General features: G+C 60.1%; 16 protein-coding genes. 8 read left to right on the plus strand and 8 right to left on the minus strand.

Going from position 1 to position 15,724, the window contains the following annotated elements; translation table 11 throughout:
• Positions 1 to 68: 68 nt before the first annotated feature.
• Complete coding sequence (nhaB, locus tag ND528_RS26075) at positions 69 to 1,571, plus strand: sodium/proton antiporter NhaB (protein WP_263471542.1); 1,503 nt, start codon at positions 69 to 71, stop codon at positions 1,569 to 1,571.
• Between the two features lie 124 nt (positions 1,572 to 1,695).
• Here nhaB and ND528_RS26080 read toward each other — a convergent pair whose 3' ends face one another.
• From ND528_RS26080 to gnd, 3 genes are read right to left on the minus strand one after another with little or no spacing between them, the layout of a single operon-like run.
• Complete coding sequence (locus ND528_RS26080) at positions 1,696 to 2,517, minus strand: HAD family hydrolase (protein WP_137213551.1); 822 nt, start codon at positions 2,515 to 2,517, stop codon at positions 1,696 to 1,698.
• Positions 2,514 to 4,037 carry a glucose-6-phosphate dehydrogenase gene (gene zwf, locus ND528_RS26085; protein WP_263471543.1) on the minus strand — a complete coding sequence of 508 codons (1,524 nt, stop codon included), beginning with the start codon at positions 4,035 to 4,037 and terminating at the stop codon, positions 2,514 to 2,516. The genes ND528_RS26080 and zwf overlap by 4 nt, the downstream gene beginning before the upstream one ends.
• On the minus strand, positions 4,034 to 5,014 hold the full coding sequence (gnd, locus tag ND528_RS26090; protein WP_016774672.1) for a phosphogluconate dehydrogenase (NAD(+)-dependent, decarboxylating): 981 nt from the start codon (positions 5,012 to 5,014) through the stop codon (positions 4,034 to 4,036). The genes zwf and gnd overlap by 4 nt, the downstream gene beginning before the upstream one ends.
• Positions 5,015 to 5,289: 275 nt before the next feature.
• Here gnd and ND528_RS26095 point away from each other — a divergent pair, with 275 nt between their 5' ends.
• The 3 genes from ND528_RS26095 (at position 5,290) to ND528_RS26105 (ending at position 7,813) form a co-directional block, all read left to right on the plus strand.
• Entirely contained in the window at positions 5,290 to 5,472 is a 183-nt protein-coding gene (locus tag ND528_RS26095; RefSeq protein ID WP_016774671.1) for a DUF6026 family protein, read from the plus strand.
• A 211-nt stretch (positions 5,473 to 5,683) separates the two neighbouring features.
• On the plus strand, positions 5,684 to 7,426 hold the full coding sequence (locus tag ND528_RS26100) for a phosphoethanolamine transferase CptA (RefSeq protein WP_263471544.1): 1,743 nt from the start codon (positions 5,684 to 5,686) through the stop codon (positions 7,424 to 7,426).
• Between the two features lie 177 nt (positions 7,427 to 7,603).
• Complete coding sequence (locus tag ND528_RS26105) at positions 7,604 to 7,813, plus strand: hypothetical protein (RefSeq protein ID WP_263471545.1); 210 nt, start codon at positions 7,604 to 7,606, stop codon at positions 7,811 to 7,813.
• Between the two features lie 287 nt (positions 7,814 to 8,100).
• Here the strand turns inward: ND528_RS26105 and ND528_RS26110 are convergent, their stop codons facing one another.
• From ND528_RS26110 to zapE, 3 genes are all read right to left on the minus strand, one after another.
• Positions 8,101 to 8,598, minus strand: coding sequence for a GNAT family N-acetyltransferase (locus tag ND528_RS26110; RefSeq protein ID WP_263471546.1), 498 nt, complete (start codon positions 8,596 to 8,598; stop codon positions 8,101 to 8,103).
• Between the two features lie 201 nt (positions 8,599 to 8,799).
• Positions 8,800 to 9,381 carry a DinB family protein gene (locus ND528_RS26115; RefSeq protein ID WP_263471547.1) on the minus strand — a complete coding sequence of 194 codons (582 nt, stop codon included), beginning with the start codon at positions 9,379 to 9,381 and terminating at the stop codon, positions 8,800 to 8,802.
• Positions 9,382 to 9,398: 17 nt separating this feature from the next.
• On the minus strand, positions 9,399 to 10,517 hold the full coding sequence (gene zapE / locus ND528_RS26120) for a cell division protein ZapE (protein ID WP_263471617.1): 1,119 nt from the start codon (positions 10,515 to 10,517) through the stop codon (positions 9,399 to 9,401).
• A gap of 263 nt (positions 10,518 to 10,780) precedes the next feature.
• Here zapE and ND528_RS26125 point away from each other — a divergent pair, with 263 nt between their 5' ends.
• Positions 10,781 to 12,247, plus strand: coding sequence for a nucleobase:cation symporter-2 family protein (locus ND528_RS26125; protein WP_263471548.1), 1,467 nt, complete (start codon positions 10,781 to 10,783; stop codon positions 12,245 to 12,247).
• A gap of 65 nt (positions 12,248 to 12,312) precedes the next feature.
• Positions 12,313 to 12,786 (plus strand): LEA type 2 family protein, encoded by a 474-nt coding sequence (locus tag ND528_RS26130; RefSeq protein WP_073474543.1) that lies wholly within the window; start codon positions 12,313 to 12,315, stop codon positions 12,784 to 12,786.
• Between the two features lie 147 nt (positions 12,787 to 12,933).
• On the opposite strand, the gene ND528_RS26135 is transcribed toward ND528_RS26130, so the two are convergent.
• On the minus strand, positions 12,934 to 13,857 hold the full coding sequence (locus tag ND528_RS26135; protein WP_263471549.1) for a carbon-nitrogen hydrolase family protein: 924 nt from the start codon (positions 13,855 to 13,857) through the stop codon (positions 12,934 to 12,936).
• A gap of 84 nt (positions 13,858 to 13,941) precedes the next feature.
• On the opposite strand from ND528_RS26135, the gene ND528_RS26140 reads away from it, so the two are divergent.
• Entirely contained in the window at positions 13,942 to 14,856 is a 915-nt protein-coding gene (locus tag ND528_RS26140; RefSeq protein ID WP_263471550.1) for a LysR family transcriptional regulator, read from the plus strand.
• Positions 14,857 to 14,862: 6 nt separating this feature from the next.
• Here ND528_RS26140 and ND528_RS26145 read toward each other — a convergent pair whose 3' ends face one another.
• The gene (locus ND528_RS26145; RefSeq protein ID WP_003224595.1) at positions 14,863 to 15,117 is read right to left on the minus strand and encodes a hypothetical protein; all 255 of its coding nucleotides are present in this window, start codon (positions 15,115 to 15,117) and stop codon (positions 14,863 to 14,865) included.
• A gap of 154 nt (positions 15,118 to 15,271) precedes the next feature.
• Here ND528_RS26145 and ND528_RS26150 point away from each other — a divergent pair, with 154 nt between their 5' ends.
• Entirely contained in the window at positions 15,272 to 15,589 is a 318-nt protein-coding gene (locus tag ND528_RS26150) for a DUF883 family protein (RefSeq protein WP_130912447.1), read from the plus strand.
• Positions 15,590 to 15,724 lie beyond the last annotated feature (135 nt).

Genomic DNA, 15,724 nt, shown 5'->3' on the forward strand with positions numbered 1-15,724 from the left:
TTAACGGCGACTTGATCTTCCCTGAAACATCCGGCAACTTTCGCGCTTCTAAATAAAAGGAGCAGCCGATGTCCGGTTCAATCGCCCAGGCGTTCGCGCACAACTTCCTCGGGCAATCGCCGCGCTGGTACAAGGCGACCATCGTCGGTTTTCTCATTCTCAATGCCGTGGTGCTGTTCACTATCGGCCCGGTCGCCGCAGGCTGGTTACTGGTGATCGAGTTCATCTTCACCCTGGCCATGGCGCTCAAGTGTTATCCGTTGATGCCGGGCGGCTTGTTGTTGATTGAAGCGTTGCTGCTGAAGATGACCACACCGCAAGCGCTTTACGATGAGTTGCTGCACAACTTTCCGGTGATCCTGCTGCTGATGTTCATGGTGGCCGGCATTTACTTCATGAAGGATCTGTTGCTGTTTCTCTTCTCGCGGCTGCTGTTGGGCGTGCGTTCGAAAGCCATTCTCGCGCTGATGTTCTGCTTCTTGTCGGCGTTTCTTTCGGCGTTTCTTGATGCGCTGACCGTGACGGCGGTGATCATCAGTGCGGCTGTCGGCTTTTACTCGGTGTATCACCGTGTCGCATCGGGCAACGATCCGCGTCAGGACAGCGAATTCGGTGACGATCAGCATTTACCGTCGCGACACCATGAGGACTTGAATCAGTTCCGCGCTTTCCTGCGCAGCCTGTTGATGCACGGCGCGGTCGGCACAGCGCTCGGTGGCGTCTGCACCTTGGTCGGTGAGCCGCAGAACCTGTTGATCGGCCATGAGATGGGCTGGCATTTCGGCGAGTTTTTCCAGAAAGTTGCCCCGGTGTCGCTGCCGGTACTGGTGGCGGGTCTGGTTACTTGCGTGCTGCTGGAGAAGCTGCGCTGGTTCGGATACGGCACGCTGCTGCCGGACAACGTCCGCGCGGTTTTGGCCAACTACGCCGCCGAGGACAACGCCAAACGCACGCCTCGTCAGACGGCGGCGCTGCTGGTGCAAGGTGCGGCGGCGCTGATTCTGATTGGTTGCCTGGCGTTTCACTTGGCTGAAGTCGGCCTGATCGGTTTGATGGTGATTGTGTTGATCACTGCGTTTACCGGCATCACCGACGAGCATCGCCTGGGCAGCGCGTTCAAGGACGCCATGCCGTTTACCGCGCTGTTGGTGGTGTTTTTTGCCGTCGTGGCGGTGATCCATGATCAGCAACTGTTCGCCCCGCTGATCCAGTGGGTTTTGGCGCTGCCGATGGATCAACAGCCGGGCATGTTGTTCATCGCCAATGGCCTGCTCTCGGCGATCAGCGACAACGTATTCGTCGCAACCATTTACATCACCGAAGTGAAACAGGCTTTCCTTGCCGGGCACATGACTCGCGAGCACTTCGAAACCTTGGCGATTGCGATCAACACCGGCACCAACCTGCCGAGTGTGGCGACACCGAATGGTCAGGCAGCGTTTCTGTTCCTGCTGACCTCGGCGATCGCGCCGCTGGTACGTTTGTCGTACGGGCGCATGGTGTGGATGGCGGTGCCGTATACCGTGGTGATGGGACTGCTGGGCTGGTATGCGGTGAGCTACTGGCTCTAAGCAACACTGAATAAACCTGTGGGAGCGAGCCTGCTCGCGAACGCGTTGGGTCAGGCAATGAAGGTGTTGAATGTGCCGACGCCTTCGCGAGCAGGCTCGCTCCCACATTGGTTTTTGTGTTGGGTCAGTGCGGGAGGATGTATTTCTCTATCGCCAGGACCACGCCGTCTTCGGTGTTTGACGCTGTAACGACATCAGCCTGACGCTTCACCGCCTCTTCCGCCTGGCCCATGGCTATCGACAAACCGGCGCATTTGAACATTGCCGGGTCGTTGCCACCGTCGCCGATGACGGCAGTCTGTTCCAGCGGCACGCCGAGGTATTCGGCGATGGTCGTCAATGCCGTGCCTTTGTTGGCCTCGAGCGCAGTAACGTCGAGATACACCGGCTGCGAACGCGACACCTGCGCCATGCCGTTGACCTTCGGCAACAGCTGCGCCTCCAGTTCGATCAACAACTCAGTGTTGTTGCTGGTGGCGACTATCTTGTCGATGCGCTCCAGATACGGTTCAAAACTTTCCACCACCACCGGCGGATAGCCGAGGCCGCTCTGTTCACGCGGGACCATCGGCCCGTGCGGATCCTTGAGCAGCCAGTCACCGCCGCTGAACACCCAGATTTCCACCTCCGGTTGATCGGCAAACTGCGCCAAAGCAATCAGCGCGGTCGTCGCTGGCAAATAATGCGCAGCCAACAGTGTGCCGTCCGGTTTGACGATGGTCCCGCCATTGAACGCCGCTGTCGGCAGATCAACGCCCAGCGCCTCGATCTGCTGCAACATGGCTTTCGGCGGGCGGCCGCTGGCGAGGCTGAACAGCACGCCGGCCTCGCGCAACGAGCGCACGGCGTCAATGGTGCGTTGATTCAGTGTGTGATCCGGCAACAACAGCGTGCCGTCCATGTCGCTGAGCAGAAAACGTATGGGTTGTTTCGACAAATCACTCATCCCAGGCCGTGCCAGACGCGACCATCGCGAGTCAGCAGATCTTCGGCGGCCTGCGGGCCATCGTCGCCAGCGGCATACAACTCGACGCTGGCATCCTGCTGCCACGCATCAAGGAACGGCTGCACCGCTCGCCAACCGTTCTCGATGTTGTCGGCACGCTGGAACAGCGTCTGATCACCGGTCAGGCAGTCGTAGATCAAGGTTTCGTAGCCAGTCGACGGCTGCATCTCGAAGAAATCCTTATATGCAAAACCCAGCTCGATATTGGCCATGTTCAGCGCCGGCCCGGGCCGCTTGGCCAGCAGGTCGAACCACATGCCTTCGTTTGGCTGGATCTGGATACGCAGGTAAGTCGGCTGCAACTCGTCGACTTCGGTGTCGCGGAACTGTGCGTACGGCGCCGGTTTGAAGCAGATGACGATCTCGGTGTCGCGCACGCTCATGCGCTTGCCGGTGCGCAGATAGAACGGCACGCCGACCCAGCGCCAGTTATCGATCATCACCTTCAGCGCCACGTAGGTTTCCGTGGTGCTGTCGGGCGAGACGTTGGCTTCTTCGCGATAACCCTTCAATGGCTGGCCATCGCGCTCGCCGGCGCTGTACTGACCGCGCACCGAGTTGGCCCGGGCTTCCTCCGTCGACCAGGGACGAATCGCCCCGACCACTTTGGCTTTCTCACCGCGCACCGCGTCAGCGCCAAAAGCCGCCGGCGGCTCCATCGCGACCATGGCCAGCAGCTGGAACAGGTGATTGGGCACCATGTCGCGCAGTGCGCCGGTGTGTTCGTAAAAACTGCCACGGGTTTCCACACCGACGATTTCCGCCGCGGTGATTTGCACGTGGTCGATGTAATGGTTGTTCCAGAACGCTTCGAACAGGCTGTTGGAGAACCGGCTGACCAGGATGTTCTGCACGGTTTCCTTGCCCAGATAGTGGTCGATCCGGTAGATCTGCTTTTCGCTCATGACCTTGAGCAGGCAGGCGTTCAAGGCTTCGGCGGTGTGCAGGTCGGAGCCGAACGGCTTCTCGATCACCACCCTTCTGAACGCTTCGGGAGTTTCTTCGAGCAAACCGGCGCTGCCGAGGCGGCGCACCACTTCACTGAAGAAACGCGGCGCGGTGGCCAGGTAGAACACCGCATTGCCAGTGCCGCTGTCGGCGATTTTCGCCGCCAGGGCTGAATAAGTGCTGTCGTCGAGGAAATCGCCCTGGACGTAGCTGATACCTTTGGCGAGCTTGGCCCACAAGGCCGGATCAAGCATCTGATCGCCCTTGCCGACCTTCGCCGCCACTTCGGTACGGATGAAGTCTTCAAGCTTTTGCGCGAAGGCTTCATCGGTAATGGCGTTGTGATCAACGCCGACGATCCGCAGATTCTCGTCGAGCAGGCCGTCGCGACTGAGGTTGTACAGCGCCGGCATGAGCAAGCGCTTGACCAGGTCGCCGTGGGCACCGAACAGGAACAGCGTGGTCGGTGGTGCGGGTTCTGCCTTGGATTTTCTGCGGATCGTACGGGTCATTTCTTGGCAATCTCCACGTGGCCGCCGAAGCCGAAGCGTTGTGCCGACAGGATCTTGTCACCGAAGGTGCCCTGCCCGCGCGAGCGGTAACGGGAGAACAGCGAGTTGGACAGCACTGGCACCGGCACGGCTTGCTCCATGGCCGCCTCGATGGTCCATTGACCTTCGCCGCTGTCGGCTACCGAGCCGGAGAAACCGTCGAGCTTCGGATCGCTGGCCAGCGCATCGGCAGTCAGGTCGAGCAGCCACGACGAAACCACGCTGCCACGACGCCAGACTTCAGCGATATCGGCCACGTTGAGATCAAAACGCTGATCTTCCGGCAGGCGTTCGCTGGATTTGGTCTTGAGGATGTCGAAGCCCTCGGCGAACGCGGCCATCATGCCGTACTCGATACCGTTGTGGATCATCTTCACGAAGTGCCCGGCGCCTGCGGGACCGGCGTGGATGTAGCCATGCTCGGCGCGGTGGTCATCGGACTTGCGATCCTTGGTGCGCGGAATGTCGCCCATGCCCGGCGCCAGTGCGGCGAACAGCGGATCCAGACGTTTGACCGTCTCGGCGTCGCCGCCAATCATCATGCAATAACCGCGTTCCAGGCCCCAGACGCCGCCGGAGGTGCCGACGTCGATGTAGTGCAGGCCCTTCTCGTTCAGCGTCTTAGCGCGACGAATGTCGTCCTTGTAGTTGGTGTTGCCGCCGTCGATGATGGTATCGCCGGGTTCGAGCAGTTCGCTCAGGGTGTTGATGGTGTCTTCGGTCGGTGCGCCGGCCGGCAGCATGACCCAGACCGCGCGCGGCTTGTCGAGGCCGGCGACCAGCGCTGGCAAGTCAGCGACGCCAGTGGAGCCCTCGGCGACCAGGTTATCGATGAAAGCGGTATTGCGATCGTAAACAACGGTGGTGTGCCCGTTGAGCATCAGACGTCGCGCAATATTGCCGCCCATGCGGCCCAGTCCAATAATCCCGAGTTGCATGTGCTGATGCTCCTTACTACAAATAAATGTGTGTCATAGGTTATAGCCCAACGCGACTGATGGAGGTTAGTCCAGAGCGTTGCGATGAAGTTTCCGGGCATTGTGCCCGATCCAGAGTGATAACGCCCCGAATCCTGCCGAAGACACACCGACCATGAAAAATAAAAAAGTTCCCTTCCAGGGCAAAAGAAATCAAAATTGGCGCCGATAGTAAGTCAAGCGCCTCAAAACGAGGAGTGACTTACAGTTGATGCACGCCATTTGCGAGGTGAGCAATGGGCACAGTACACACAGCAATGCCGCCACAAACCCTCTACGTTACGATCCGTCGCGATGAATTGCGCCAGTTGAAAGACGAGCGCGACCAGTTGAAGCACGAATTGGCGCAATTGCGCGCATTGACCCAGGGCTCGCAGCCGCAACCGCGTCCGGTTGTCCAGCGCGCACCCCACGCCTGATCCCCGCCTGCATCGGGAACGGCCCCCGTCGTTCCCGACACGTTGCACCTCTGACCGCTTGATACTCAACAAACGCGGCGCTTAACAAATCTTTCACAAGCCCTTGGGGATACTCCGCCCCATTCTGGCCGTGCCTGCGCGTACGGCCTCTGTTCGTCGGTGTCATGGAAGCGTTTCCGGCGTGGGTCTGATGATTGAGCTGGAGCGCTGAATGGCATTGTTCAAACGCAGCAAAACGACTGCGACCGGGTTCGACTGGGCCGGATTCATCTGGCTGTTCGTCTTCTTCTGGTACTTCTCGGGTATTACCCAACTGCTGATCCAGCTGACTGGCACGTCCGGCTTCACCGGATTTCGTCAGGCATTCGTGATGAGCGCGCTGTGGCTCGCGCCGATGCTGCTGTTTCCCAAACAGACGCGCCTGCTTGCGGCGATCATCGGTGTGGTGCTGTGGGCCTGCTCGATGGCCAGCCTGGGTTACTTCTTTATCTATCAGCAGGAATTCTCGCAGAGCGTCATCTTCATCATGTTCGAGTCGAACGTGTCGGAAGCGGGCGAATACATGACCCAATATTTCGCCTGGTGGATGATCCCGGCGTTCCTCGCCCATACCGCGTTCGCCTATTTTCTGTGGACACGCCTGCGCCCGGTGTACATGCCCCGCGGACGCGCACTGGTTGCCGCGACCGCGATCGTGGTCGCCGTGGCCGGTTATCCGCTGATCAAACAAACCATGCGCATGGGCAATTTCGCCGAAGGTTTCGAGAAATTCGAAACCCGCATCGAGCCTGCCGTGCCGTGGCAGATGGCCGTCGCCTATCACCGCTATCTGGAAACGCTGGGGGACATGCAAGGCATGCTCGACAGCGCGAGCAAGATCGCGCCGCTGAAAAACCTCAAGGACGCCTCGGCCGGTCAGCCGGCGACGCTGGTGCTGGTCATCGGTGAGTCGACCAACCGTCAACGCATGAGCCTCTACGGTTATCCGCGCAACACCACGCCGGAACTGGACAAGCTCAAGGATCAACTGGCGATCTTCGACAACGTCATTACCCCGCGCCCGTACACCATCGAGGCGCTGCAGCAAGTGCTGACCTTCGCCGATGAGCAGAACCCGGATCTGTACCTGTCGACGCCATCGCTGGTCAGCGTGATGAAACAGGCCGGTTACAAGACCTTCTGGATCACCAACCAGCAGACCATGACCAAGCGCAACACCATGCTCACGACCTTTTCCGAGCAAGCCGACGAGCAGGTGTACCTGAACAACAACCGCAACCAGAACTCGGCCCAGTACGATGGCGACGTCATCGAGCCGTTCAACAAGGCGCTGGCCGATGCGGCGCCACGCAAGCTGATCGTTGTGCATCTGCTCGGCACGCACATGAGCTACCAGTACCGTTATCCGCCGACGTTCGACAAGTTCAAGGATCGCCAAGGCGTTCCGGCTGGCGTGCGTGACGATCAGGTACCGACCTACAACAGCTATGACAATGCCGTGCTGTACAACGATTTCGTGGTGTCGAGCCTGATCAAGGACTACGCCAAAACCGACCCGAACGGTTTCCTGCTGTACCTCTCCGACCACGGCGAAGACGTCTTCGACTCCGCCGGCCACAGCACCCTGGGCCGCAACGAAAACAAACCGACCGCGCCGATGTACACCATCCCGTTCATGGCCTGGGCTTCACCGAAGTGGAAAGAAAATCACGACTGGAACTTCGCCGGCGACCTCAGCCGTCCATACAGCAGCTCGCAGCTCATTCACACCTGGGCGGACCTGGCCGGGTTGAGCTCCGATGAACTGGATCGCAGCAAGAGTCTGGTCAGCGACAACTTCGTACCGCGCAAGCTGCTGATTGGCGATCCGTATCAGGCACCGCGGCGGGCGTTGATTGACTTCAGTTTGATGAAACCCAAGCATCCCGATCCTGCGGAAGTAGCGCAGAAGTAAAACTACAAAGGGCCGAGAAGGCCCTTTTTTGTGCCTATCGACCGCGTTGTTTCTGTAATACGCCGCAATATTTGCGCTGAACCAGCGTTAACCCATTGTTAATGGCGGCGACGCAGACTCTTTTCTGCGGTCTGCTTCACGGACGAACCGACTCCCACTTGTTCAGTAGGAGGCACCATGAAAATCACCACTATCATCCTCACCACCTTGCTCGCCCTTGGCTCCGCCAGCGCCTTTGCTGAAGGCGGCGCCGAGCGCATGCGCAATTACTACGACAATTTCCCGGTCCAGCACGCGCAAAGCGAGCAAAAGACCGACGCCAGCGCGAAAGAAATCCGCGTCCCTGCTGACCAAACGGCGCAGGTCACCGAGTCTTATCGCGACTGAGTTTTACCGAGCAACCGATGGACCTTCCGTGGCTCCGCTCTGGCCCGGGAGATGACAGTTGAGGCGCCCTGATTGGGGCGCCTTTTTTTATGGCCGGGCTAATTAGGACCGGCTTTTCATTTGCGGTGAATTCCCCCCTCACCCCAGCCCTCTCCCCGAGGAGAGGGAGCCGATTTGTGGGCTTCTCAGAACCTGAGTTCGGCTCGATATTTCAGGTCGGCGTATCTGGATCAGTCACTGCGGTCAGTCCCCTCTCCCTCCGGGAGAGGGTTAGGGTGAGGGGCTTTTCAGACCTGCAAATCCTTTATCCAGAACAGCATCCGCCCGTGATCCGGATTGAACATCCCCGGTGCAAAGCCGAATTTGCGATACGAACCCTGCGCCACCGCATTGCCTTCCAGCACTTCGAGGGTGATTTTGCAGCAGCCACGCTGGCGGGCGATCTCTTCTACCTTCTGCAGCATTTTCTGACTGAGCCCAAGGCCACGAAATTTGCCGACCACGGCGACGTCGTGAACGTTGACCAGTGGTTTACAGGCGAATGTCGAGAAGCCTTCGAAACAGTTGACCAACCCCGCCGGTTCGCCGCCGACGAAGGCCAGCACGCTGAAAGCATGCGGGCGGCGAGCGAGTTCTTCGGGGAGACGGCGCAGCAGGTCGGGGTCGAGGGAATGACCGCCGCCCATGGGGTCCTCGGCATAATGGTTGAGCACGATGCCGATGGCTTCGGCGTGCACCGGGTTGCTGTAACTGGCCTGAAGTACGAGTATTTCTGCGGAATCCATTTCCATCCCCAAATACATAAGCCCCGGCGCGCAAGGTGCTTGCTGGAAGGCTGAGGGGGACATTAGCTTGGGTTTGAATGGGTGGGCAACTGGAAAACAGAAGAGCAAGATCAAAAGATCGCAGCGTCGTTGCACTCGTCAGCTCCTACAGCCCAAAACGTGTAGGAGTTGACGAGTGCAACGAGGCTGCGATCTTTCGCGTCAGTGGCCCCATACAAGTTCTTCCGTCCAGCCCAATTCCGCGAAGTCTTCGGCACGCAATGCGCTTTCGCCGACACAGAAAAATTCATCCAGTTGCGGTGGCTTTACCGCCGTGCCGCTGAGCATGGCGTGCACCTGGCCACGATGATGGAGCTGGTGCTCGAACAGGTGCGAGAGCATGCGCAAGCGGCTGTCATGTTGCGGTACGTCGCGAGCGATAGTGACGATTCTCGCCAGGTCGGCATCGCGCAGTTGCTCGCAATAAGCGATAAGCCGGCGATCGACGCGTGCCTGTTCCTCGCGCAGTGCGGCGGCTTCGGTAAACGGTTCGTCTGTATCGAAGAACACGTAACAATCCGGGTGCGGCTCGTCACCGCGCAATTCGCGCTCCAGCGCGTCGACGTAGAACCAGTCGCAGGTGAGGATGTGATTAAGCGTCAGGCGAATGCTCGGGAAGAAGCTCACCCGTGGCGCGGCCAATTCAGTGGCGTCGAGCTGGCTCCAGGCCTTGGCCAGACGATGATTGGCCCAGGCATTCTGGTAGGCCATGGTCAGCAAATGATGGGACAGCGGTTGAGTCATGTCGGCGCCCTCTTCTTTCAAGCTTCGGCGAAACGCTGCAACTGCATCTCCTGCAAACGGCTGAGGGTGCGGCGGAACGGGAATTCCAGATAGCCCTCGGTGTACAAGGCGTCCATCGGTACAGCCGCCTCGACGTACAGCGGCACTTTGCGGTCGTAGCATTCGTCGACCAGCGCGATAAAGCGGCGAACGCCGTCGTCATGCACCGACAACTGCGGCAACTCGCGATCACCGGCCACTACGCGCTCGGCGCCGTCTTCGGTGCCGCGTGCGATGCGCCCTTCGCGTTTCTGCGCGCTGAGGTTCGGCACTTCGCTCAACAGAATAGCCCGGTAGCGATCACACAGGGCGATGAAGTCCATGGCGGCGAAAGGTTGCTCGCACAGATCACTGTAGCGGCACCACAGCACGGATTCACTGGCTTGCACGACGTTGAGCGTGCGGTGGCCCACGGCGACTGGCTCTTCGCTGACAGTCTCATCTGCAGCCAGCGACTTGAACACGGCCTCCAGTGCGCTCGGTAAATCATCCGCGCGAACAAAATAACGCTGCTCGATCGCCCCCGGATGCAAGCGATGATCCTCGGCGCCATTCACCGCGACCACGGTCATGTGCGCCTTGATCGCCGCAATCGCCGGCGTGAAACGGTCGCGGTTGAAGCCGTCGGCGTACAGATTATCGGGCGGCAGATTGGAGGTGCAGACGATCACCACACCTTCCTCGAACATCACCTGAAACAGCCGGCCGAGAATGATCGCGTCGCCGATGTCATTGACGAACAGCTCATCGAAACACAGCACCCGCACTTCGCCGGCCAGCTCTTTGGCCAAGGCGCGCAACGGATCGGCGATGCCACTGAGTTGGAACGAACGCTGATGCACCCAGCCCATGAAGTGATGAAAGTGTTGACGCCGCGCTGGCACCCGCAGGCTCTGATAGAACTGATCCATCAGCCAGGTCTTGCCGCGCCCGACCGGACCCCACAGGTACACGCCGCCGACCGAGCGGGCACCGGCGTGCAAGGCTTCATGGCATTTTTGCAAGGCCCAGACCGCGTGTTCCTGGGCTTCATCCTGGATGAAACCCTTGTGGTCGACTGCGTATTGCCATGCACTGAGGGGGGAGTCGAAAGTCATGCGCGGGAGTATGCCACGGGCGATTGGCCATTGCTGATTAACGGGCATGGACGATCATTGTGGGAGCGAGCCTGCTCGCGAAGGCGGCTCGTCAGTCACCAAGATGCAGACTGAGCCACCGCTTTCGCGAGCAGGCTCGCTCCCACATAGGCAATAAAACCTGACCTTTCAGGCAGTTATTGCTCGTTGCCCTCGCCGCCCGCTTGCGGCATTCTGCGCACCCATTTTCTGACCCGGCCCCGCCTTGCGGCGCGCACATCACCATGACCGCCTCTGACAAAACCCCGCGCAACAACGACCTGATCTACGGCCTCAACGACCGTCCGCACCTGACCGCCACGGTGTTCGCCGCGCTGCAACACGTGCTGGCGAGTTTCGTCGGCATCATCACCCCGACCCTGATCATGGGCGGCGCCCTCGGTCTGCACAGTGAAATCCCCTACCTGATCAGCATGGCGCTGTTCGTCTCCGGCCTCGGCACCTTTGTCCAGGCCAAACGCTTCGGCCCGGTGGGTTCCGGTCTGCTCTGCCTGCAAGGCACCAGTTTTTCCTTTATCAGCGTGATTCTCAGCGCCGGGTTCATGGTCAAGGCGCGTGGCGGTGGCACTGACGAAATCCTCTCGACGATCTTCGGCGTGTGCTTCTTCGCCGCGTTCATTGAAGTGGTGCTCAGCCAGTTCATCGGCAAACTGCGCATGCTGATCACGCCGGTGGTGACCGGCACGATCATCACGCTGATGGGCCTGTCGCTGATTAAAGTAGCGATGACCGACATCGCCGGCGGCTTCGGCGCGCCTGACCTGGGCGCGGCCAGTCACGTATTTCTGGCAGCGCTGGTGATCGGCACCATCGTTGTGCTGAACCGTGTCGACGTGCCGTTTCTGCGGCTGGGCGCGATCGTCATTGGCCTGACCCTTGGCTACGTAGTGGCATGGCTGATGGGCACGGTGGATTTCGCCTCGATGCCCGTCGTGCCGCTGGTCAGCGTGCCGGTGCCGTTCAAGTATGGCTTCAACTTCGATTGGGTGGCGTTCGTTCCGGTGGCGGTGATTTTCCTGGTTTCGCCGCTGGAAGCGGCCGGTGACCTGACCGCCAACTCGATGATCTCGCGGCAACCGGTGAAAGGCCCGCTGTACATCCGCCGAATCAAATCCGGCCTGCTCGCCGATGGTCTCAACTCGGCCATGGCGGCGGTGTTCAACAGCATGCCGATGGTGACCTTCGCGCAGAACAACGGCGTGATCCAGCTGACCGGCGTGGCCAGCCGCTACGTGGCGTTTTTCATTGCCGGCCTGCTGGTGTTGCTCGGTTTGTTCCCGATGATCGGCGCGGTGCTGCAACTGATGCCGAAACCGGTGCTGGGCGGCGCCGAGCTGGTGATGTTCGGCACCGTCGCCGTGGCCGGAATCAAGATCCTCGCCGAAGCCGGCCTGCATCGGCGCAACATGCTGATCGTGGCGATTTCCCTGGGCATGGGCCTGGGCATCGCGGCGGTGCCGGAAGTGTTGCGCGAACTGCCGCAGGCGCTGCGCAACATCTTCGAATCGCCGATCACCGTTGGCGCGTTGTGCGCTATCGTGCTGAACATCTTCCTGCCCGAGGAATTCATCGAGCTGGAAGAAGACGATTTCGACCCGGAAGCTTCGATTCTGCAGGTCATGGAAAACCCCGACGTCACCGGCAAAGGTGAACCCGGCCAAGCGGCGGCTGTCGCACAGTTGAATCGCTGACGTCGCGCCTTGGCAAAAAGGGCTGCACCGGCGACGGTTCAGCCCTTTTTTGTCGAGAGATTTTTATGCGCCGCGTCCATGCCGTCATCCTGTCGCTTCTGCTGTTGTCGCTCAGCGCCTGCGCGCTGTTTCCCAACCGCGACCCGGTGAATATCAACGTGGTCGGCCTCGAACCGTTGCCGAGTCAGGAACTGGAAGTGCGCTTCGCGATCAAGCTGCGCGTGCAGAATCCCAACGAAACGGCGATCGATTACAACGGCATCGCCCTGGATCTGGAGGTCAATGGTCATTCGCTGGCGTCGGGCGTGAGCGATCAGAGCGGCTCGATCCCGCGTTTCTCTGAAGCCATTGTCACGGTACCGGTCAGCGTCTCGGCGTTCTCGTTCCTGCGCCAGACCTTGGGCCTGAGCCAGACGCAAAGCCTCGACAACCTGCCCTACGTGCTGCGCGGCAAACTGGCGGGCGGGTTGTTTGGCACGATGCGCTTCACCGACAGCGGCAAGTTGAGCCTGCCCAAGGCGAGCGCGGCGACGTGGTAGTCAGCGGTCGCAATCGGCAGAACAACACACAACCCCTGTGGGAGCGAGCCTGCTCGCGAAAGCGGTGGTTCAGGCAATTCCAATATTGCAGGTGCCTACGCCTTCGCGAGCAGGCTCGCTCCCACAGGTTGTCAGCAAGTTTCAAGGTCAGGAGTTGAACCGCACCCCCGGCTTCGCGCGCTCATCAACGGTCAACTCGAACACATCCGGCCGCGCATAGTGGCCGACCACATCGTAGTCATACCGCGCGCGGATCAGTTCATCGGTGTCGATCTGCGCCGTGAGCAAGCCCGCTTCCCCGCGCAACGGCCCCGCCAGCACATCGCCCATCGGTCCGACGATCACGCTGCCACCGGCAATCAACGGTCGATCACCCGGCCAATTGGCAATCTCCACCCCCAACGCATTCGGCGAGGCCTGTACCTGACAGGCGCTGACCACAAAGCAGCGGCCTTCATGGGCGATGTGGCGCATGCTGACCTGCCACATCTCGCGCTCGTCCACGGTCGGCGCGCACCAGACCTCCACGCCCTTGGCATACATCGCCGTGCGCAGCAGCGGCATCATGTTTTCCCAGCACACCACCGCGCCGAGCTTGCCGACCTGGGTGTCGAATACCGGTAGCGTCGAGCCGTCACCCTTGCCCCAGATCAGGCGCTCGGTGCCGGTGGGCATGAGCTTACGGTGCTTGCCGATCAACCCGGCTTGCGGGTCGAAATACAGCACCGTGCAATACAAGGTGCTGCCGGCGCGTTCGATCACGCCGATCACCAGATTGGCCCCGGTGCGCGCGGACAGTCCCGCCAGCGCTTCGGTTTCCGCTCCCGGCACATCGATGGCATTGGCGAAATACCGGGCGAAAGCTTCTCGACCCTCGGGCAGTCGGTAGCCCAACTGGGTGCCAAAGCCCTCGCCTTTCGGATAACCACCGAGCAAGGCTTCCGGCATCACCACCAACGCAGCGCCGGATTCGCGGATTGCGTCTTCCCAGCCAAGAATCTGCTCAAGGGTTTCGCCCTTGCCACCGGGCAAGGCACCGATTTGCAACGCCGCAACTATTGATTTGGCCATCGTGTTTACTCCATCAGGTTCAGGTGTTGCCGATTCTCCAGCCTCACGCGATCATGAATAAAGCCCTGCCTACTGCTGAATGATATGAGCCAAATGAATATCGCCGACATCGACCTCAACCTGCTGAAAGTCTTCGAAGCGCTGTACGAGGAATCCAGTGCCAGCCGCGCAGCCCTGCGCCTCGGCGTAACGCAGTCGGCGATCAGCGCGGCATTGCGGCGCTTGCGTGAGGTCTATGGAGATCAATTGTTCGTGCGCACCGGGCGCGGTCTGGCGCCGACCCTGCAAGCCAATCAGCTGAAACCAGTGATCAGCGATGCCCTGAGCAAATGCCGGCAAAGTCTGGCCATGCTTGATCCTGCGGCCAATCAATACGACGGTCGCTCGGTGGCGATTGGTCTGTCAGATGATTTTGAAATTGCCTACGGACGCCACTTGATCGAGGAAATCGCCCGCCGTGCGCCGAAGCTGCGGCTGATATTCCGCCAGACCCACAGCCAGATCGTCGCCCGCGCGTTGATGGAGCGCAGCATCGACCTGGCGATCACCGCCGGCGGATTTGCCGAGCGCTTGCTCAGCCGTCAGGTGTTGGGAGAAGGCGGGTATGCGTGTCTGGTCGACCTGGCCAGTCTCGCGCCAGGCCAGCAGCAGATCGAATTGCAGGAGTTCGTTGAGCGCGAGCACATTCTGGTGTCGTCGGGAGGCTTTATCGGCATTACCGATGAGGGATTGGCGGCAGCGGGTTTGAGCCGCCGGGTCTGCGCGTCGACTACGCATTTTGCCGCGCTGCCCTTTTTGCTCAAGGGCAGTCAGGCAGTGGCGACCATTCCGGCCCACGCTGCCGCAAGTATCGCGGCGCTAAGCGGGCTGGCGCTGCTGCCCTGCCCTCTGGCTTTACCGCGCTATCCGGTGGAACTCGGCTGGCGCACCAGCACACAGATCGATCCGGTGCTGGTCAAGGTTCGCGAGGCGATTGCCGCCACGTTCAGCCAGGTGTGAAACAGATTATTTGTTCGCCGCCATCAGGCGATTGACTTCACTGCGCACCATGTTGGCGAACTCCGGCGGCGACATGCCGTCCAGTTCGGCGCGGACCCACTCGGCCCATTTGCCCTTGCGCTTGGAGCGTTCCCCAAACAGACGCGCGGCTTCGCCTTTGGCTTTGCCCAGATTGTTCTGCCAGAGTTCGAACAGACGGGATTTCTCGTCTTCCAGTGCTGCGCGCTCTGCGAGGGATTTGTCGGCCAGATTGAAACTCATGGGGATTTATCCTGCTGCGTAAAATGGCGACATCTTACACGCTCGGTACAAATCTCCGGTGCAGGTTTTTCCCTTGTCCGCGAATGACATGCAACTTTTCGTCTGCCGCTACACTCCATTGGTCACTGTCCATTCACCTGCAAGGAGTCACCCAATGGCCCGTAAAACCGCGGTGCAAGCCGCCGAAGAGCAAATCAAGGATCAGGCCTTCAGCGAGCTTCAGTCGCTGATCGAGGAATCGGACAAACTGCTCAAGAGCAGCGCTTCACTGGTAGGCGAAGAAGCGGAAACCCTGCGCGCACAAATCGCCCTGAAACTGCAGCAGGCACTGGATTCAGTGTCGAGCGTGCGCGAGCGCACCAAACCCGCCGTTGAAGCCACGGAAAATTACATCGGTGGCCACCCATGGCAAACCGTAGCGATCTCCGCCGGTTTCGGCCTGGTGGTGGGCCTGCTGCTCGGCCGTCGCTGAGTCAGGCGCACAAAAAAAGGCGAACCTCAGGGTTCGCCTTTTTTATGCCCACCGCTTTGCTTTTCCATTACTGAATTCACCTCGGTATCCCAAGTCCGCGTATCTCGCCCAAACCACGCGGTCAGTCCCCTCTCC

The organism is Pseudomonas mercuritolerans (assembly GCF_025706525.1).
Taxonomy (GTDB): Bacteria; Pseudomonadota; Gammaproteobacteria; order Pseudomonadales; family Pseudomonadaceae; genus Aquipseudomonas; species Aquipseudomonas mercuritolerans.